The organism is Oceanobacter sp. 1_MG-2023, from assembly GCF_030689025.1.
Classification (GTDB): Bacteria; Pseudomonadota; Gammaproteobacteria; order Pseudomonadales; family Oceanobacteraceae; genus Oceanobacter.
The window spans coordinates 105401-122190 of sequence record NZ_JAUYWA010000003.1 but is presented as its reverse complement, the minus strand read 5'-3'; the positions used below and the strand labels follow the sequence as shown (position 1 = coordinate 122190).

Here is a 16790-nt window from a genome sequence, read left to right as displayed (position 1 = left end):
GTTCATAAAAACGGAAAGACAAAAACACGCTCCCTGTTGTCTCACCGCCCAATCAGAGCGGTGTTGGTGCCTCAACCATTGCATCAGTTGCCAATCGGGCATACAAGTTCAGATCCCGCCATTGCTCGTCAAATTCCAGCTGCGCTGGCAAGCAACCTTCATACTGATAACCTAGCTGATCCAGAAAGGCTTCATGCCGGGTCGAACCAGGTAACAGCGCCACTTCCAGTCGATGTAATCCCAGCTCATTAAAACAAAAAGCCTCTATCGCGCCGATAATGGTTTCCAGCTCGTCAACCTCAACGGATGGGCTGACTTCCCACTGCAGTCGAGCGCTATTCAGCATCCAGTTGATACTGTCCAGTGTGACACGCGCCAGCAGTTCTGCCAGGGCATCGACATCGCCGCTGTGACACTCCACCAGCCAGCAGGCCCCTTCACGGCTTTTGAATTTCATCGAGGCACGACGTAATTCATCCAGTGACTGTACCGATGCATACATCGGTGGTTTGGGAATATGGGCACTGGCATCAGGGTCTTTGAGCAAGCCATACAAGGCATCGCCATCCTGATCAATAACCGGTAACCGGATTACAAAAGGCCCCGCTTGCAGATTCCAGTTCATAGCCGTACCTCCGCCGTTGTTGCTGGCAAAATATGGTGATAAAGCGTCTGGTCACAGTAGTCATCCTGCCCCAGACGCCAACCATCCCGCATCACCACGGAGCGCTGGAAACCGATGCTTTCCAGCATTGCCGGAATGGCGTCGCTTTGCCCCTGAATCCAGGCATACGCAACGCTGCGCAGGTGATATTTTTCCGCCATAAAGTTTATACAGGCAGTCAATGCCGCCGCCCGGTCAGCCATGGTTAAACGGGGTAAACCGTCGATTCGTAATGCCACTTTCAACAGGGATGGCTGCCAGTCATAGGCACTGGCCATCCCCAGCAACTGATAACCACTGTTGTCATCACCCAGTTCGATTGCCCACATCATGCCGCGCTGGGTGGCGGCCATTTGCACACTGAGTTCGATCATGCGATCCAGCTGCTCAGGTTGCTCCAGCGGGCGCTGGCCCGGTAATTCCGGCTGTTGATAAACCACAAACAGTGCGTCTCGGTCTGTCGCTTCCAGAGGCCGCAGGCGGCCGCCGTTAAATTTCAGCGTCGGGGTAAATTTCATTCAATATTCCTGAGTGACGTGTCACAGGCGCTGTTGCTGCCGGGCTGTGACGGGTATTAATATCTGCAGTCAATCACCGCTTTATTCATCTCCATAGTCATCATAACCATGGGCCAGATTTTCAAACCGCGTGTACTTGCCAATAAAGGCCAGGCGGTCGGTACCAATAGGGCCGTTACGGTGTTTGCCGGTAATAATTTCAGCCACGCCTTTTTCCGGCGTGTCTTCGTTATAGACTTCGTCGCGGTAGATAAACTGAATAATATCAGCATCCTGCTCGATCGCACCGGATTCCCTCAGATCTGACATCACCGGGCGCTTGTTCGGCCGTTGTTCCAGCGAGCGGTTCAACTGCGACAAGGCAATCACCGGGCATTCAAATTCCTTGGCAATGGCTTTGAGTGAGCGTGAGATTTCGGAAATTTCCTGGGTACGGCCTTCCGATTTTCCTGATACCTGCATCAGCTGCAGATAATCCACCATGATCAAGGCCAGATCGCCGCTTTCACGGTAAATCTTGCGAGCGCGGGCACGCATCTCCTGCGGTGTCAGGGCGGCGGTGTCATCGATATAGAGTGGCAAGTCTTTCAACATGGTGACAGCGGCGGAGAGCTTGGGCCAGTCTTCTTCAATCAGCTTGCCGCTACGAATCCGGCTCTGATCAATCTTGCCAATCGACGACAACATCCGCATCACAATCGATTCTGATGGCATTTCCATCGAGAACACCAGGCAAGGGCGCTTGCTGGCCAGCAAGGCATTTTCGACCAGATTCATTGCAAAGGTGGTTTTCCCCATCGATGGCCGCGCGGCCACAATCACCAGATCGGCTTTCTGGAAACCGGAGGTACGCTGGTCAATGTGATCAAACCCGGTGGTCAGCCCGGTCAGGCCATCGGGCTGGTTGAACATCTGATCGAGTTGATCGAGGGTGTTTTTCAGAATCGGGGCAATTTTTTCAGGGCCACCGTCTTTGCGATTGCCTTCGGCGATTTCGGCAATGGCTTTTTCAGCATCCGAGATCAGGGTCAGGGTTTCATCCCCACCTGGCTCGTAGGCTTTTTGCATGATGTCGCTGGCGGCTTCGATCAGGCGGCGCTGCTGCGAGCGCTCACGAACAATTTCGGCATAGGCATCGCAGTTCTCGATCGACGGTGTCATATCGACCAAACGGGCCAGATAAGAACCACCCTTGATGCTTTCCAGCTGGCCACGCTCTTCCAGTTCTTCTGCTACCGTCACCACATCAATGGCTTGTTCAACCGAAGACAAATGCTGGATAGCACGAAAAATCAAGCGATGATCATGGCGATAGAAGTCGTTGTCCCGCAGTGTTTCACTGACCGACTCCCAGGCGCGCTCATCCAGCATCAAGGCCCCCAGTACCGATTGCTCCGCCTCTACCGAATGCGGAGGGGTACGCTGGCTGGTGGTTGCCGTGTCATCGTTGTGATAGTCGTCAGTCATACCATCCTTCCTGAATACTGTCTGATCAATACACGCTGTGCTCGTCGCGGGCATGCTGAAACGCAACCTGGCGCCCAGGCATCAGGCATAAAAAAAGGCCCTATAGAGTCTTTCCCTATAGTGCCTTTTTCCTTGCAGCCGGTGAACCGGTATAACCCGTATCCACAGACTGACAGCAGTTACTTATTCAGCCACAACGTGCAGTTTCAGTACCGCTTCTACTTCTGGGTGCAGGTGAATCGCCACATCAAATTCACCAACTGCGCGGATTGGACCTGTTGGCAGACGAACTTCTGCCTTGGCCAATTCAACGCCGGCTTGAGAAGCCAGGTCGGCAATATCGCGATTACCCAGAGAACCGAACAGTTTGCCTTCATCACCGGCTTTAACGGCAACAGACAGTTCGATTTCTTCGATTTTCTCTTTACGGGATTCAGCTTCAGCCAATTTGGCTGCTGCAGTCGCTTCCAGTTCAGCGCGACGCGCCTGGAAGTGTTCAACGTTTGCTTTGGTTGCAGGAACTGCCTTGCCTTTAGGGATCAGGAAGTTACGTGCATAACCAGGCTTAACGTTAACCTGATCACCCAGTTCACCCAGGTTAGCGACTTTTTCTAACAGAATAATTTGCATCTTGGATTCCTCATTACAGGGAGTCGGTGCTATTTGTCACCAGACGCCGTGTCTTTTAGTCGCATGCGGATATCTAGTACGCTATCCAGCACCGCTACGAAAATTAGTAATGTGTACATGTAAGGCCCAAACACGACCAGACCGATATAAATCGGCAACAGCCAGTTCGAGCTGGCGTTAGTGCCATGCACCACGCCATGGAACACTGCCAGGCCTGCCAACATCATGGCCACGGTTAACACCGGTACCATGCCAGACAATCCCGGCAACAACTGGCCTGCGGTAAACACAACCAGTACGGCAGGCAGTGTGAATGCCAACGGCAAACGCAACTGTCGAAATTCAATGCCAAACCCTTTCGGGTTATACAAGGCACTCTGCCAATAGCGTCCCAATAACAGACACAAGATAATAACCAGTGTGTGCAAAGCGGCCAGTACCCCATGAATCATGGGGGCAACCAGAGGTTGCAAGCGCGCTTGTAAATCCGGACTGGATTTTAACGCTTCACTGACGGCAACCTCGCTACTGGACACTACCAACGGCAGTACATCGGCCAACAACAAGGGCAAACACCAATAAATCAATTCTCCCAGTACCACCGCCGTCAGAATCGCCCAATCAAGACGAATCGAATAACGAAGTACCTGAGCAGCCAGGATTGTTCCTGCTGCTACCAGAACAGGGGTCGGATCACCTGCTGCCATCCATGCCAATGCTGGCAAGGAAGACCACAGGACCATCGGCAGACTGTCCCTGGAGGGCTGACGCAACAGCACCAGCGCCTGGAACGCTGCTCCCAGCCAAAACAGCATGGGGACAGCGTAAGCAATGGCCGCAACCAGAGTTACCCTCTGGCGGCTTTGCATGGCCCATTGAGCCAGATTTTTCATGCTTGATGCTCATGTTGATTAAGGTAAACGGGCTTGTGGCTCAGTTTATCCAACCAACAAGACCAATCAATTATCGTGCGCGTCTGAATACGGCAGCAGTGCAATATAACGTGCACGCTTGATAGCAGTAGACAGCTGACGCTGATACTTGGCGCGCGTACCAGTGATACGGCTTGGAACAATCTTGCCGGTTTCAGTGACATAGCCTTTCAGGGTATCCAGATCTTTATAATCGATCTCTGTGACACCTTCAGCAGTGAAACGGCAGAACTTGCGACGACGGAAAAAACGTGCCATGAGTAACTCCTCTCTTAATCTTCGTCTTTGGCGGAATCGGCAGAATCTTCAGTAGCAGATTCTTCAGTCTCAACCGCTTTTTCACGGTTGTCTTCGCGCGGCTCAGGACGACGACGATCTTCGCGGCTTTCAGCAGCTTTGATCGGAGAAACATCAGTCACCGCTTCATTACGACGGATCACCAGGTTACGCAGAATGGCATCGTTGTAACGGAAGTTGGTGGTCAGTTCGTCCAGGGCTTCCTGGGTACACTCTACGTTCATCAGAATATAGTGTGCTTTATGAACATCGTTGATCGGGTAAGCCAGGTGACGACGGCCCCAATCTTCGAAACGGTGGATAGATCCTGCAGTGCCTTCGATAGTCGCGGTGTAACGCTCAACCATCGCTGGAACTTGTTCGCTTTGATCTGGGTGAACCAGAAAAACGATTTCGTAGTGACGCATTGTCAGCTCCTTATGGGTAAAAAGCCTTCCGGCCAATCCGGTAAGACAAGGAGTCCGTTTTTATTATCAGCCGCAGTGGCGCTGTAAACAGCACCGCGGATTTAACAATAGTGTACGGATAAAAAGGAGCGCGGAATTTACCAGAATAACGGTGAAAAAACAAACAGGAAACGTATTCCTTGCGAGTGCTGTGATCGCGGCGGGATGCACGGCCCCTTATTCCGGATTTTTGTGTTTGGTATGGCTGGCCAACCCAGCACAGGTACCGCACAGGCCTTGCTGCGGCATCCAGTCACATTGCTGCTACATAACCCGGGAGTTATTCTGCTTGCGGGCTATGAGGGTAGCTCGATTCCCATCTGCTGGGGCACTGATCTGATTCCGTCAGCGCTTTCAGCCTTTGCGCTAAGCAACGCCCGTAACCAACAACAATGGCACTGTTATTGGTTACGGGCGATTTTCTTGCCGCTTTCTCACCGTTTTACCTTTTTCTTTCTTGTTCTTTCCGCTCGCCACACGCTGCGTTTCATACCAGCACCGTCACATTCAGGATAACGCCAAACGGCGCAATCTGCACAGCCTTGGGGTATATTGCGCAAATAGATCCCGACTCTTCAGAGGCACAGCTACAACGATGACTTCCACTCTCCCTGATATCGAAATTTACCTGTTAAAAGCCGAACCGGAGCAAGTACGTGCCTGGCTCGAATCCAGTATTGGCCCCGTCACCGACACAACCCTCAAGGGTAACAGCCACTTCTGGCGTTGTGAAAATATGGACATGGTGTTTACCGTCCGGGCAGAAGGTAATTTCGACAGTCTATGGATCAAGCAGAACCATACGCCATGGGCAGATGATCTCGAATGTGCCCGTTCGGCCCATCATGTGCTGGAAACCGAGATTCGCTGTGCTGCCCGCGTTTGGAAAGAATCTGAAACCGAAGACCAGCCAGGCTGGGTCAAGCTGACCCATGGACAGGAAAAGCCATTCGAATGGAAATAATCATTCTCTATTGCAAATAAGAATAATTATCATTAGAGTGGTCTTGACCTGATCAGAAAGAGACCACGCTTATGTCCGCCACGCTACTCGCCTTTCCGACGCAACCTGCCCAGATCAATGCCATCCCTGACTCCGGCAGCCGCAGCAATAACCCCTGGCCACAACTGACTTCCGGGTCCAGCAACAGCCGGCGACTGGAACAACTGGAGCAGTTGATTCCGCAGCAACACAGCGATGTGTTACTGACACTCTGGGTGAATGAATATCTGGATATCGGCTTGGAACTGGCAGAAGAGGCCGGCAGCCGTCACCTGCCAGCCTTGCAGGAAAGCTGGCTGCGTCGCCTTTACAGCCACCTGCGTAACACAGCTTTTGCCGATGACTGCAGCCCTCAATGTCGGCAACTGTGCCTCGAAAGCCTGTATCAGCCCTTTTTTGCCCTGCGCTATTTATATCGGCAGCAGCCACAAGGGCGTCTCTGTATCCGCCGCCTGAGTCAGGATTTATCAGCCTCTACCCGCTACCTGATTTAACTGGAGCCACATCAATGACAGATATCGCTATTCTGTACGACAGCAGCTGTCGTTGTTCGACGGCGACCGCCTGCGCACTGGAGCACCATATCCATTGGGCTCCGGTCGCGCTGTGCAATTTGCTTAGCTGTATTCCGGAAGATATCCAGCCCTACCACACCCTGGTGATGGCGCTGCCAATCCATGCTTTTGGCACTCCAGAAACCCCTTGGGCAGACGCCTGGCCTATTCTGGAAGAGTTGAGTTATCACGGTAAACAAGTAGTGCTGTGCGGCACGGGCAACGAATTCTGCTATGACGATGACCGCCTGCACGCCCTGGCGCAGCTCAGTACTCAACTACAACAGCTAGGGGCTGAATTGCTCGAAGGGCTGACCGATATGCCCATGACGCTGCTGAACCAATGGCTGACACAACAGCACCCATGCCGCTGGCAACCGCAAACCCGGTTGATCTACTCCGATGGCCTGTCAACCCGACAACAACCACTGTACGACAAAGAGCTGGAAGCACTGGTCGAACGTATTCGGCTGCGCTACCAATCCAGTGGCACCATGCCCATGGCACGACCTCACCCCAACAGGCTGGACTGACACCCGATTCCCTTATTGACCACTGCTGCCGACCCGCAATCCAATCACTACCGGGTCATGATCGGATGAACGATAGCTATCGGCCTGACCATAGTGATCAACTGACGCATAGCTCTGACCATTGGCGTCGGTTTCATAACCCATCAGTGCATCTTCTACCGAGTTGATATGCCAGGCGCCCGCACTGACCACGTGATCCGCAAAGGTGGCCGTTGCCAAGGCATGGTCCAGACTGCCGAGCAAGCCGTTGTAACTGTAGGTATAAGGTTTCGCTTCGGTTGCCACATCCGAGCGCTTGAGGTCGTGGTATCCCCCTGCCAGCAATACCTGCAGCGGGTCTTCCTGGCTGTAAGCATTCAAATCCCCCATCACCAGGACAGCGGTGGATGTCACCCCCGTTGGCTGTGTTTGCAAATACTGCAACAAGCCAGTAGCCGCCCGGGTACGCATAAGATTGCAGTTACCCTGGCCATCGGCACCTTCGTGTTGCTCATGACAAGCCGAGCCTTTTGATTTGAAATGATTGATCGACAGCGTAAACACAAAGTCATGAAACTCGAACGACTGGATCAGGGATGGCCGGTGTTTGCGGTCGTTGAATAACACGCCCTGCCGGTCACGTGGCGAATTGGCCGATGACAGCACCTGGGTCGTGCCCCGTAACCGAAGACGTCCAGGCCGATACAGCAATCCGACCGTAATGGCATCCGTACCAATACGCGGCGTGCCCGGGTCCACAAACGCATACTCATCGCCGGGAGCCTGCAAGGCATTCATGGCATCCAGCAATTGCTGAATGGCACTGTGCTTGTCGTAGCCGTCGTTTTCGATTTCCATCAAACCAATGATATCCGCATCCATGGCAGCCATCGCCGCGACCACCTTGCTGCTTTGTAACTGGAAGGCGGCGTAGGTACTGGCACCACGGGAGGCAGGAAAGCCGCCACCCTGGCCATCACCGTTAAAATAGTTCAGCACGTTCATGGAAGCGATACGCAAATTGGCATCCGCACTCACCGTTGGTGTCGAGGTACGGGCATGACTGGCAGCCATACGGTATCGTTCGGGAATCAGCATAAAATCGTTTTTGAAATGATGGATCACGCCGCTCAAGGTGGTAAATGAATCACCGATCCGTACCGGGTTATCGGCGCGGTAGCCGGTTGTCGCATCAGGAAAAGGAATAAATGTGGGGTAACGGCCACTCATGCCGTCATCCACCAACAACCGGTCCAGCGCATAACGTTCAAGCAGTGCATCCGCGGCCTCTGACCCTGGCGGTACGACATCGGTCGGCTGAAAATGCAAAGAGGAAGACACCACCAGCTGACCATAATTGCCTAACCCATAACCGGAACCATACAGGTCGGCAACCAGCAGCCGGGTGTGACTGTGCACTCTCATGCCTTCGAGGGCTTCCCAGTCGGCCAGATCCCTCACCGGCAAGACCAGCGGCTGCGCCCGAGGTAACGCTGTATCCCGACGACACACCGTCAGGTCACGGATATTACCCAGCCGCGTCACTCCTGACGTTTCCCCCACGGTTCCCTCCAGCCGTACGGTATCACCGACACGAATATCCGCCCCTTTGCTTTTAACAAATATCCCTTCTGAACTGCGGGCATCGTTATCGGCATCGGCGTCTTCTTCCTGTATCCAGAAGCCCCCATAGCCCACCCGGGCATCCAGTGTGACCACGGCTTCCACCAGCACCCGTCGATTATTCAATGGGCTGGTATCGTCACTGACATGGCGAATACGGCCCTGGATAGCACTGATCCGGGTAACGCCCGTTGGATCACCACACTGCCCGGACCGGGATTGTTCCGGCTGATCGTGGCACGAATTCCGCGCACCGGGAGTCGCTTCGTCAACCTGAAAGGCGGCACCGGAGCGAGCGGAGGTGGCACAGCGCTGGGAAGAATGCCTGTCTTTGTCGCCCGCTGAACCTTCATCGACCTGCACCGGGTCAGCCAGCATCAGGACGCTTAATAGTCCGCGATCGTCCGCATCACGGGTACCGTACACCAGAGCATCCACCAGATTGCTGGCGGTGACAGCCGTACCTTTGGGGAAATCAGCCACCGAACCATGGTACAGGGCAACGGCATCGGCACCGTTTTGCAGAATATTGTTCCCTATTTCCAGGCCGCAACCAGCGATCGTGGCAGCGCTACCACAGACCACAAAATACCCTTCCGCATTTGTGCGCCTGGCCGACAAATCCAGCGCCAGATAGGCGCGGTCGTTGCTGCCGTTATACAGCACCAGTACGTAGCCGGTTAATGACGTCGCGCCACGACCACCGTTGTACAGCTCGATAAATTCGGCGTTGTCATTGCCTTCGGTGTCGGCATCTACCTCATTGATCAGTAGTGTTGCCTGACAGCTCAGTGCCAGCAGCAAAAGGCCAACCGCCGCCAGTACCGAATAAAACGTGCGCATCATCGCGACCTGCTTATTATCAGAAGATGAAGAGAATGGGATACCGCGACATGGCACACCAGGCTACGGCATGCCAAACGAGCGATGGTAACGATGGCAGTCCTGTGCCATCGGGATAAACAGACAATGGATAACGTCAGCCCGATGCCACTACGCTAGGATGCCATCCCGCTTAACGCGCAGGCCTGCCAACCAGCTTCCAGCGCCGCTTGTGGCAACACGTCCAGATCGATCAATTCCAGCCGGTTTTCAAAAGCAATGACACTGGCGTCTCCCAGCAGCTGCTCCGTCAGAGTGCCTTCGCGCAGATTGAATGCCACTACCCCGGCGTCGGTTGCCAGTACCGCCTTGGCTCGTTCAATCTCCAGGCTATACAACCAGTTCCGCAATGCCGCCAACGAAAACAGCCATGGCTGCGCAATCAACCAGCCTAACGCATGATAGCCATCACCCTGATGTGGCAAAGCCCGAAAAGATTCACCAGCTTCCAACTGCAACGGCTGAGTCAGATCCAGCACCGGCGGGAGCCTGAGTGTTGTATTACTTGCCGTTACGGTTGCTTCTGATGCTCCAGTCTCAGCACCGGCTGCGATCAGCAAGTCGGGAGACAGCTGTCCCTGGGTAATCCGGACAGCCTGGAGTTGCGGATTCTCTAATTGTCGTTCGGCCACCAAGGCATCAAACAGCCGCAGATCTTCCGGCTGACAGACATCGATTTTATTGGCCACCAGCACATCCGCTACCGCAATCTGATCGGCGTAAATCTCATGCTGGCGATATTTCGGCTGACTCAGATGGCGCGGGTCGACCAGCGTCACCGTGTTTGCCACTTTCAGCACATCCTGATAACCCGACTGGGAGAGTATTTTCAGAATCTGGCGCGGATGACCCAGCCCGGTTGGCTCAATCAGCAAGACATCCGGCTTTTCCCGACTGATCAGACTGTTCATGCCAATCTGGAACGGCAACCCCGAGACACAGCACAGACAGCCGCCAGGGACTTCCCGTACCACCACTCCGTCTCCCAGTGTTTTCAATATGGTGCCATCCACCCCGACTTCGCCAAACTCATTCACCAGTACCGCCCATTTTTCTCCGGCTGGACGATGCTGTAACAAATTCAAGATCGTGGTGGTTTTGCCTGTCCCCAGAAAACCGGTAATAACAGACACCCGCACCTGGGGAAGTGGCGGTCTTGATGCTGTTCCAGCACGAGAGACCGAACCCGTGGTACCGGAATCTCCCTTGTCGGAAGCAGAGCAAGATTGATCAGTGGCTGGTGTGTCAGGAAGGGCCATAGCAAAATCCGCAGCAGGTCAAAACGTTGCAGATTAACATAGACGCTGTATTTTGACTTGTTGCGCCTCGCCCTGGCCGCTTGCACAGCTTAGGCCGGGCAGCTTATCAGGCCATTGGGCAACACCTTTTGGCAGCGCCAGATCAACGAATGATCTGGCATATGCCGATCATGTACTGCAAGTCAGCTCAACTCGCGCATCACAATCAAGGGCGCAACACGAATGGTTTTGCGCAAGAGCAGCGTCGCCAGCCCGGAGAGTACCAAAGCCGACAGCAAGGGTAACCACAACCAGATCCAGCCCAGACCACTGTACGGAATAGCCAGTACCTGGGTGTACAAGGCCCAGCACAAGGCTTCGGCGGCCAGCAACGCCAGCAACGCGGCAATCAGTCCCATCAGAGAAAACTCACAAAGCTGGGCCTTGCGTATCATCCCACTGCTGGCTCCCAGGGTTCTTAGCAGGGCACCTTCCTGCAAGCGTTCCCTCAGGCTCGCCACCAGCGCCGAGACCATTACCAGCATCGCGGCGATCAACACCACCGCCAGGATCAGCTCCACCGCCAGGCTCACCTGATACAACAACGATTGCAACTGCCCCAGCAACGCCTGCATATCAAGGATATTGATCGCTGGAAATTCCCGGATCAGGCTGGTCAATTCGGCCTGGGATTGCTCCGGGACGTTAAAGCTGGTGATGTAGCTGGGCGGCAATTGTTCCATCAGGTCAGAGGAAAACATCATAAAAAAGTTAGGACTGAGTGAAGTCCAGTCGACTTCCCGCAAACTGCTGACACTGGTTTCAAACTCAACACCGGCGGCTCGGAAAGCCAGGGTATCCCCCAGTCGCACACCTAACCGCTCCGCCAGTTCAACTTCTATCGACAGTTGGCCGGAACCACTCATCGCTTGCCAGTCCCCAGCCACAATACGATTGGAGGACGGCAACTGATGATCAGCCGTCAGCGCCAGATCGCGATCAATCGCACCTATATTCTCCAGCCCCAGCTCCTGGATACTGCGACCATTAATGGTCAGTAATCGTCCCGGCACCATGGGATAAATGGTCTGGGCATCAAAGCCGCGTTCTACCAGCCCGCTTTGAAAGCCTTCCTTGTCGTAACTCTGGATATTCATGGCAAATACATTCGGGGCATTGGCTGGCAAGCTGTTTTGCCAGTCAGCCAACAGGTCATTACGCAGCATCGCAATCACGATCATGACTTGCAGTGTCAGCGAAAAAGCCAGTATTTGCCCGGCAGTCTGGCGGCTGTTACGGCTCAGGTGCTGCCAGGCAAAACGCCAGTGTAGCGCCAGGCTGGTATTTTCCAGTCGCTTGCGTAAGCCGGAGATACCCAGCTGCAATACTCCGAGCAAGACCAAGACCAGAAGCGATCCGCCCCCCATCACTAACAAGGTGAGTAACAAATCACGGGTAAACACCCACAGCAGCAAGGTCAATGACAACAACGCCAAACCGGTCATCAGCCAACCGGCCAATGGCACCGGTGTCAGATCCCGCCGCAACACCCGCAAGGGTGACACGGTTGCCAGCGGCAGCAAATGCGGCAAGCCAAATCCCAACAGCGTCACCAACCCGGAGCTGAGGCCCAGCAACCAGGCCAGCGCCGGAGCGGCGGGCATCTCGGCAGGCAAAACATCCGCCAGTAACTGGATAATCCCCGCTTGCAACAGCAGCGCCAGTAACGCCCCGGCCGCTGCCGCCGCCACGCCCAGTGTCACCAGTTGCCAAAGGTAGAGCCGCAGCACATCAGCCCGGTGCAAACCAAAGGTACGCATCAGGGCGCTGATATCAAAATGCCGGAGGGCGTAACGCTGCGCTGAAATCGCTACCGCAATGCTGGCCAGCACCACCGCCAACAGAGAGGCCAACGCCAGATACTGGCGGGCTTTTGCCAGCGAACGGGCCATACGCTGATTGCCATCTTCCAGGGTTTCAAATTTTTCCTTGTCGCTGAGCGGCCACTGGTCTTGCAGCTGTGCCAGAGCATCCGGCTCCCCCTGCATCAGCAAGCGATAGCGCAAACGACTGCCCGGCCCCAGCAAGGCACTGCCCTGAACATCGTCCCAGTGCACCATCATCCGTGGCGACAGGCTGTACAGGCCACCACCACGATCAGACTCTTCCATGATTTCCCCAGTGACCCGGTAGCTTTTGTCCCCCAGTTCCAGCTCATCCCCCAGAGAGGCACCCAGCAACGCCAGCAAGCGCGGTTCAAGCCAGGCTTCTCCCGCTGCCGGGCCATGATTCTGTAACACCGGTTCCGGATGACTGGCGGTGATCACCTTTAATCGCGCCTGCATCGGATAGCCGTTATCCACCGCCTTGATTGCTGCCAGCGTCATATTGTCGCCGTGTAACACCACACTGGGAAAAGTCATTAACTGAGCGGTTTCCAGACCCAGACCGGTTGCCAGTTGCCGTTGTTCATCGGTAAAGGGAGCGGTGGATCGAACCCGCAAATCAGCCCCGAGCCAGGCACTGGAGTTATCATCCAGCGACAGCTCGAGGCGGGCACTGAACAGCGCAATGGCAGTGGTGGATGTCACCGCAATCAGCAGCGCCAGTAAAATCAGCGTTAATTCACCACTGCGGGCCTCACGCCATAGCAGTCGTAATGCCAGCCGCCACTGTGCCAGCAAGGGTAATCGGGTCATGGGTAATGTTGTCATGCCGAAGCCTCGGCGACAGTCACATCCTGCAGTTGGCCATCGGTCATGCGTACCTGACGCTGGCAACGCTGTGCCAGTTGTGGGTCGTGAGTCACCAGCACCAGCGTGGTGCCGTAGTCAGCGTTCATCTGGAATAACAAATCTTCAATCTGTTTGCCGGTGGCGCGATCCAGATTACCGGTAGGCTCATCAGCAAACAGAATATCCGGCTGACCCGCAAAGGCCCGCGCCAGCGCCACCCGTTGTTGCTCCCCCCCCGACAACTGGCTGGGGTAATGACTGATACGATGACCCAGACCAACGCTGTCCAGCAACGATTTTGCTTCACGCTGTGGTTTTGTTTGCTGGCGAATTTCCAGCGGCAACATGACATTTTCCAGTGCCGTCAACCCTGGCAATAACTGGAAGTTCTGAAACACAAAGCTGACCCCTTGCGCCCGTACTGCCGCCCGCTGGTCTTCATCCAGCTGGTCGAGCCGGTGTCCGAGCAGTGACAGCTCACCAGCAGAGGGTAAATCCAGCCCGGCCATAATCCCCAGCAAGGTGGACTTACCACTGCCGGAGGTACCGACAATAGCCAGACTGGTACCTGCTTCCACCTGCAGGGAAACCGCCGTCAATAACGTCAGCGGTTGTCCTCCCGCTTGCACTGTTTTACCAACACGGGTTAACTCAAGGGCTAGGCTGTGGTGACCGTCTGTCGCAGAGGACGAGGCCGGTTTTTCAAGGGGATCAAGCGAGATGTCGCGGTTATTACGCATGGCTAATATCAAAATCCTGTTAGTGGCACTGGTCGTATTGACCGGCTTGCCGTCACTGGCAGAACCGGCGGATACCGGGCGTCACGCCGCCCCGATGATTCTCGTCGTTGGAGACAGTATTAGTGCCGGATTCGGCGTGCCGATTCAACAGGGACAGGTCACTCTGCTTCAGCAGCAGCTGCAACAGCGTGTTCCACTGGTCACGGTAGTCAATGCCAGTATCAGTGGCGACACCAGCCACAGCCAGACCTACTGATAATCGAACTCGCGGCAACGATGGCCTGCGCGGCACACCACCCAGCGTTATCCGCAGCAGATGATTGCCATGGCCGAACACAAAGGCATCATGCTGCCGGTATGCAAAATTCCCCCCAATTATGGCACTCGCTACACCGACGGCTTTGCCAATATTTATAACGAAGTTGCCTATCAGGGGACATCTATTTAATCCAGTGCTCACTCTGGGCTACCGGATGGTTTCGAATCACGAAGCCGACTTGCAGGCCTGACGGGTCAAGTCAAAAGTCGGCGACACCGAGTCGAGATCATCCGGCAGCCCCCGAAGGGCGCGGGTTGCCGCCGTCCAGTGCGGTGTTGACGAATTTGAAAAGGACTCGCCATTTCGCTGCATTCGTCGCCTTGCTCTGAACAACGGCAACACTCGCGCAGAGCCGTGCAGGATTAAATAGATGTCCCCATCTGCAAGAAACCCGCGAGCGCCGAATGTGAATAGCGTCACATTTATTGAATTGCTCAATAAAAAAACACCATTTATACATTACCATGCAGGAGCCTGAGAACGAGAAAAGCCAGAATAATACAAAGATGCCGCTTAATAGTTTCAGGTGATATTTAGGTGACTACTGCCTTGAAAAACACTGAAGCATGGGTTATCGTGACTTTTGAATCTGATTCAAAGTATATATTATGAAAAAATCGCACTGGAATACAATAAGAGAGCAATTCCCGCGAAAAGGTTTTTCCAGTGCAACACTATTCATCTGGATATGCGATTTTATTTTGCTTGGATTCTCTTTCTACCTCTTTCAACTAAAAGGGGTTTACATAATATTATCCTGGTTTTTTCTGACCACAGTTTTATTACACGCATATTTATTCCAACACGAAGCCACACACAATACTTTAACCAGGAAAATCACAACCAATGATTTTTTAGGACATTTATTTAGTTGGTTGATTTTTATGCCTTATTTGTCAAGAAAACGATCACACGTATTACATCACCGTTATACAGGGCATCCGACTCTCGACCCTGCCAACAAAAGAGCGATTGATTTCTTCTCCGTCCTCTCTGACGAAATGTCCAGAAAACTAGAATTTGTCTGGAAATATTGGATACCATTATTTGTACTAAATGACAGAATCGGCCTTTGGCGAGATCCATTTCAAGATACACATAAAAATTATAATTCCCTGTCACTAAAAAAAGAGCGAAAGTATTCTGTTATTTATTTTTCTTTATACCTGTTAGCACTAATAATACTGTTTAGTTCCTCTCTCTTGGTAACGGCATTATTTTGGTATATTCCCGCACTTATATTATTGTTCTATCTCGAAGAGCTCGTTAATTTACCACATCATGCAGAAACACCATTATTAGACAAGGAAGACAAACCGTTGCATTTTTCTAAGCAATACTTGGTGTCTCATTCATGCAAGCATGTTCCAGTCTGGTCAAATTTTTTCTTGCTAAACTTCAACCGCCATATTCCGCATCATTTTTTTCCTTGGGTATCCTGGAATCAACTACCTCAATTAGATGAAAAAATCAGAATGAACATTGATCCGGGTTTGATAGAAGACAAAACACGTAATGAAATCAAGTGGTCCATAACCAATCGCAAGCGTTCCATTCTAGATATAATGGGGCATTATTTTGATAAGCGATAGTGTTTTTTGAGATTAGAGAACCCGGCCAATACAAACAAAACCCTTCAATCACAATTATATTAATCCATATGAAATTCAAATTAGTAGAAACTGATCAAGAACGCTATTTGGTACAAAAACTGTATCATGATTGCCTAGTGTCAGAAAACACCATACCTGCCCAGGCATCCGGAATTATCAATATGTATCCTCAACTAGAGGATCTGTACAATAGCGATGTAATATTCGTCAAAGAAGACGATAAAATAGTGGGGACAATCAGTGTTTCAAGAGATGTTCATATGGGCGCACCTGCTGATAAATACTTTCCCAAAGAAATGACACAAATACGTAAAAACAACAGCAATATTTGTAATGTTTGGCGTATCTGTACGCACCCGGACTACAGGTCAAAGAACAGTTTGATAAAACAGCTTGTAAAGCAAGCGATACAGATTATCATTAAAAAAGACTATGAAGAGATTGTTATAGCAGTCAATCCTGAAAATGATTTTTTTTATAAGAGAGTTTTAAAATTCACTGAAATCGCCCGGATAACTCAAATGCCCAACGAACTGATACCGGCAGGTGTGGTGCTAATGAAGGTACCTCTACAAAATTTACCAGAATATTGGAAAAAAGGTGTGTCATACTTTTAA

At 52.7% G+C, this 16790-nt stretch carries 18 protein-coding genes; 7 read left to right on the top strand and 11 right to left on the bottom strand.

Annotated elements, in window-relative coordinates; translation table 11 throughout:
- Positions 1-52 precede the first annotated feature (52 nt).
- The 7 genes from Q8W22_RS03355 to rpsF all read right to left on the bottom strand — a co-directional run bounded on the left by Q8W22_RS03355 (position 53) and on the right by rpsF (position 4915).
- The gene (locus tag Q8W22_RS03355) at positions 53-625 is read right to left on the bottom strand and encodes a GNAT family N-acetyltransferase (protein WP_305451595.1); all 573 of its coding nucleotides are present in this window, start codon (positions 623-625) and stop codon (positions 53-55) included.
- Complete coding sequence (locus tag Q8W22_RS03350; protein WP_305451594.1) at positions 622-1182, bottom strand: GNAT family N-acetyltransferase; 561 nt, start codon at positions 1180-1182, stop codon at positions 622-624. The genes Q8W22_RS03355 and Q8W22_RS03350 overlap by 4 nt, the downstream gene beginning before the upstream one ends.
- Positions 1183-1263: 81 nt before the next feature.
- On the bottom strand, positions 1264-2649 hold the full coding sequence (dnaB, locus tag Q8W22_RS03345; protein WP_303431770.1) for a replicative DNA helicase: 1386 nt from the start codon (positions 2647-2649) through the stop codon (positions 1264-1266).
- Positions 2650-2832: 183 nt separating this feature from the next.
- Positions 2833-3279 (bottom strand): 50S ribosomal protein L9, encoded by a 447-nt coding sequence (rplI, locus tag Q8W22_RS03340; RefSeq protein WP_303431769.1) that lies wholly within the window; start codon positions 3277-3279, stop codon positions 2833-2835.
- Positions 3280-3308: 29 nt separating this feature from the next.
- On the bottom strand, positions 3309-4172 hold the full coding sequence (locus tag Q8W22_RS03335) for a hypothetical protein (protein WP_305451593.1): 864 nt from the start codon (positions 4170-4172) through the stop codon (positions 3309-3311).
- Positions 4173-4238: 66 nt separating this feature from the next.
- The gene (gene rpsR, locus Q8W22_RS03330) at positions 4239-4469 is read right to left on the bottom strand and encodes a 30S ribosomal protein S18 (RefSeq protein WP_303431767.1); all 231 of its coding nucleotides are present in this window, start codon (positions 4467-4469) and stop codon (positions 4239-4241) included.
- A gap of 14 nt (positions 4470-4483) precedes the next feature.
- Positions 4484-4915 (bottom strand): 30S ribosomal protein S6, encoded by a 432-nt coding sequence (gene rpsF / locus Q8W22_RS03325; protein ID WP_303431766.1) that lies wholly within the window; start codon positions 4913-4915, stop codon positions 4484-4486.
- Between the two features lie 634 nt (positions 4916-5549).
- Here rpsF and Q8W22_RS03320 point away from each other — a divergent pair.
- The 3 genes from Q8W22_RS03320 (at position 5550) to Q8W22_RS03310 (ending at position 7044) form a co-directional block, all read left to right on the top strand.
- Complete coding sequence (locus Q8W22_RS03320; RefSeq protein WP_303431765.1) at positions 5550-5918, top strand: hypothetical protein; 369 nt, start codon at positions 5550-5552, stop codon at positions 5916-5918.
- Between the two features lie 71 nt (positions 5919-5989).
- On the top strand, positions 5990-6451 hold the full coding sequence (locus Q8W22_RS03315; RefSeq protein WP_303431764.1) for a hypothetical protein: 462 nt from the start codon (positions 5990-5992) through the stop codon (positions 6449-6451).
- Between the two features lie 14 nt (positions 6452-6465).
- Positions 6466-7044 carry a hypothetical protein gene (locus Q8W22_RS03310; RefSeq protein ID WP_303431763.1) on the top strand — a complete coding sequence of 193 codons (579 nt, stop codon included), beginning with the start codon at positions 6466-6468 and terminating at the stop codon, positions 7042-7044.
- A 12-nt stretch (positions 7045-7056) separates the two neighbouring features.
- Here Q8W22_RS03310 and Q8W22_RS03305 read toward each other — a convergent pair whose 3' ends face one another.
- The 4 genes from Q8W22_RS03305 to Q8W22_RS03290 all read right to left on the bottom strand — a co-directional run bounded on the left by Q8W22_RS03305 (position 7057) and on the right by Q8W22_RS03290 (position 14241).
- Positions 7057-9492 (bottom strand): ExeM/NucH family extracellular endonuclease, encoded by a 2436-nt coding sequence (locus tag Q8W22_RS03305; protein ID WP_305451592.1) that lies wholly within the window; start codon positions 9490-9492, stop codon positions 7057-7059.
- 152 nt (positions 9493-9644) lie between these two features.
- Positions 9645-10787, bottom strand: a complete 1143-nt coding sequence (locus Q8W22_RS03300) for a GTP-binding protein (RefSeq protein ID WP_305451591.1) — start codon at positions 10785-10787, stop codon at positions 9645-9647.
- 182 nt (positions 10788-10969) lie between these two features.
- Complete coding sequence (locus Q8W22_RS03295; protein ID WP_305451590.1) at positions 10970-13480, bottom strand: ABC transporter permease; 2511 nt, start codon at positions 13478-13480, stop codon at positions 10970-10972.
- Positions 13477-14241, bottom strand: a complete 765-nt coding sequence (locus tag Q8W22_RS03290) for an ABC transporter ATP-binding protein (RefSeq protein WP_305451589.1) — start codon at positions 14239-14241, stop codon at positions 13477-13479. The genes Q8W22_RS03295 and Q8W22_RS03290 overlap by 4 nt, the downstream gene beginning before the upstream one ends.
- Here Q8W22_RS03290 and Q8W22_RS03285 point away from each other — a divergent pair.
- From Q8W22_RS03285 to Q8W22_RS03270, 4 genes are all read left to right on the top strand, one after another.
- Positions 14240-14497: a hypothetical protein gene (locus Q8W22_RS03285; RefSeq protein WP_305451588.1), complete on the top strand. Its 258-nt coding sequence runs from the start codon at positions 14240-14242 to the stop codon at positions 14495-14497. The two genes, Q8W22_RS03290 and Q8W22_RS03285, sit on opposite strands and share 2 nt — an antisense overlap.
- A 69-nt stretch (positions 14498-14566) precedes the next feature.
- Positions 14567-14689, top strand: coding sequence for a hypothetical protein (locus tag Q8W22_RS03280; protein WP_305451587.1), 123 nt, complete (start codon positions 14567-14569; stop codon positions 14687-14689).
- Between the two features lie 479 nt (positions 14690-15168).
- Positions 15169-16152, top strand: a complete 984-nt coding sequence (locus Q8W22_RS03275) for a fatty acid desaturase (protein WP_305451586.1) — start codon at positions 15169-15171, stop codon at positions 16150-16152.
- Positions 16152-16790 (top strand): GNAT family N-acetyltransferase, encoded by a 639-nt coding sequence (locus Q8W22_RS03270; RefSeq protein WP_305451585.1) that lies wholly within the window; start codon positions 16152-16154, stop codon positions 16788-16790. Before Q8W22_RS03275 ends, Q8W22_RS03270 begins: the two co-directional genes overlap by 1 nt.

Excerpts from the sequence above, each read along its gene's own strand:
- Q8W22_RS03310 (WP_303431763.1), top strand. The coding sequence starts at position 6,466 with ATGACAGATATCGCTATTCTGTACGACAGCAGCTGTCGTTGTTCGACG.
- rpsF (WP_303431766.1), bottom strand. The coding sequence starts at position 4,915 with ATGCGTCACTACGAAATCGTTTTTCTGGTTCACCCAGATCAAAGCGAA.
- dnaB (WP_303431770.1), bottom strand. The coding sequence starts at position 2,649 with ATGACTGACGACTATCACAACGATGACACGGCAACCACCAGCCAGCGT.
- Q8W22_RS03305 (WP_305451592.1), bottom strand. The coding sequence starts at position 9,492 with ATGATGCGCACGTTTTATTCGGTACTGGCGGCGGTTGGCCTTTTGCTG.
- Q8W22_RS03350 (WP_305451594.1), bottom strand. The coding sequence starts at position 1,182 with ATGAAATTTACCCCGACGCTGAAATTTAACGGCGGCCGCCTGCGGCCT.
- Q8W22_RS03355 (WP_305451595.1), bottom strand. The coding sequence starts at position 625 with ATGAACTGGAATCTGCAAGCGGGGCCTTTTGTAATCCGGTTACCGGTT.
- Q8W22_RS03280 (WP_305451587.1), top strand. The coding sequence starts at position 14,567 with ATGGCCGAACACAAAGGCATCATGCTGCCGGTATGCAAAATTCCCCCC.
- rpsR (WP_303431767.1), bottom strand. The coding sequence starts at position 4,469 with ATGGCACGTTTTTTCCGTCGTCGCAAGTTCTGCCGTTTCACTGCTGAA.
- Q8W22_RS03285 (WP_305451588.1), top strand. The coding sequence starts at position 14,240 with ATGGCTAATATCAAAATCCTGTTAGTGGCACTGGTCGTATTGACCGGC.
- Q8W22_RS03320 (WP_303431765.1), top strand. The coding sequence starts at position 5,550 with ATGACTTCCACTCTCCCTGATATCGAAATTTACCTGTTAAAAGCCGAA.
- rplI (WP_303431769.1), bottom strand. The coding sequence starts at position 3,279 with ATGCAAATTATTCTGTTAGAAAAAGTCGCTAACCTGGGTGAACTGGGT.
- Q8W22_RS03300 (WP_305451591.1), bottom strand. The coding sequence starts at position 10,787 with ATGGCCCTTCCTGACACACCAGCCACTGATCAATCTTGCTCTGCTTCC.
- Q8W22_RS03290 (WP_305451589.1), bottom strand. The coding sequence starts at position 14,241 with ATGCGTAATAACCGCGACATCTCGCTTGATCCCCTTGAAAAACCGGCC.
- Q8W22_RS03295 (WP_305451590.1), bottom strand. The coding sequence starts at position 13,480 with ATGACAACATTACCCATGACCCGATTACCCTTGCTGGCACAGTGGCGG.
- Q8W22_RS03315 (WP_303431764.1), top strand. The coding sequence starts at position 5,990 with ATGTCCGCCACGCTACTCGCCTTTCCGACGCAACCTGCCCAGATCAAT.
- Q8W22_RS03335 (WP_305451593.1), bottom strand. The coding sequence starts at position 4,172 with ATGAAAAATCTGGCTCAATGGGCCATGCAAAGCCGCCAGAGGGTAACT.
- Q8W22_RS03275 (WP_305451586.1), top strand. The coding sequence starts at position 15,169 with ATGAAAAAATCGCACTGGAATACAATAAGAGAGCAATTCCCGCGAAAA.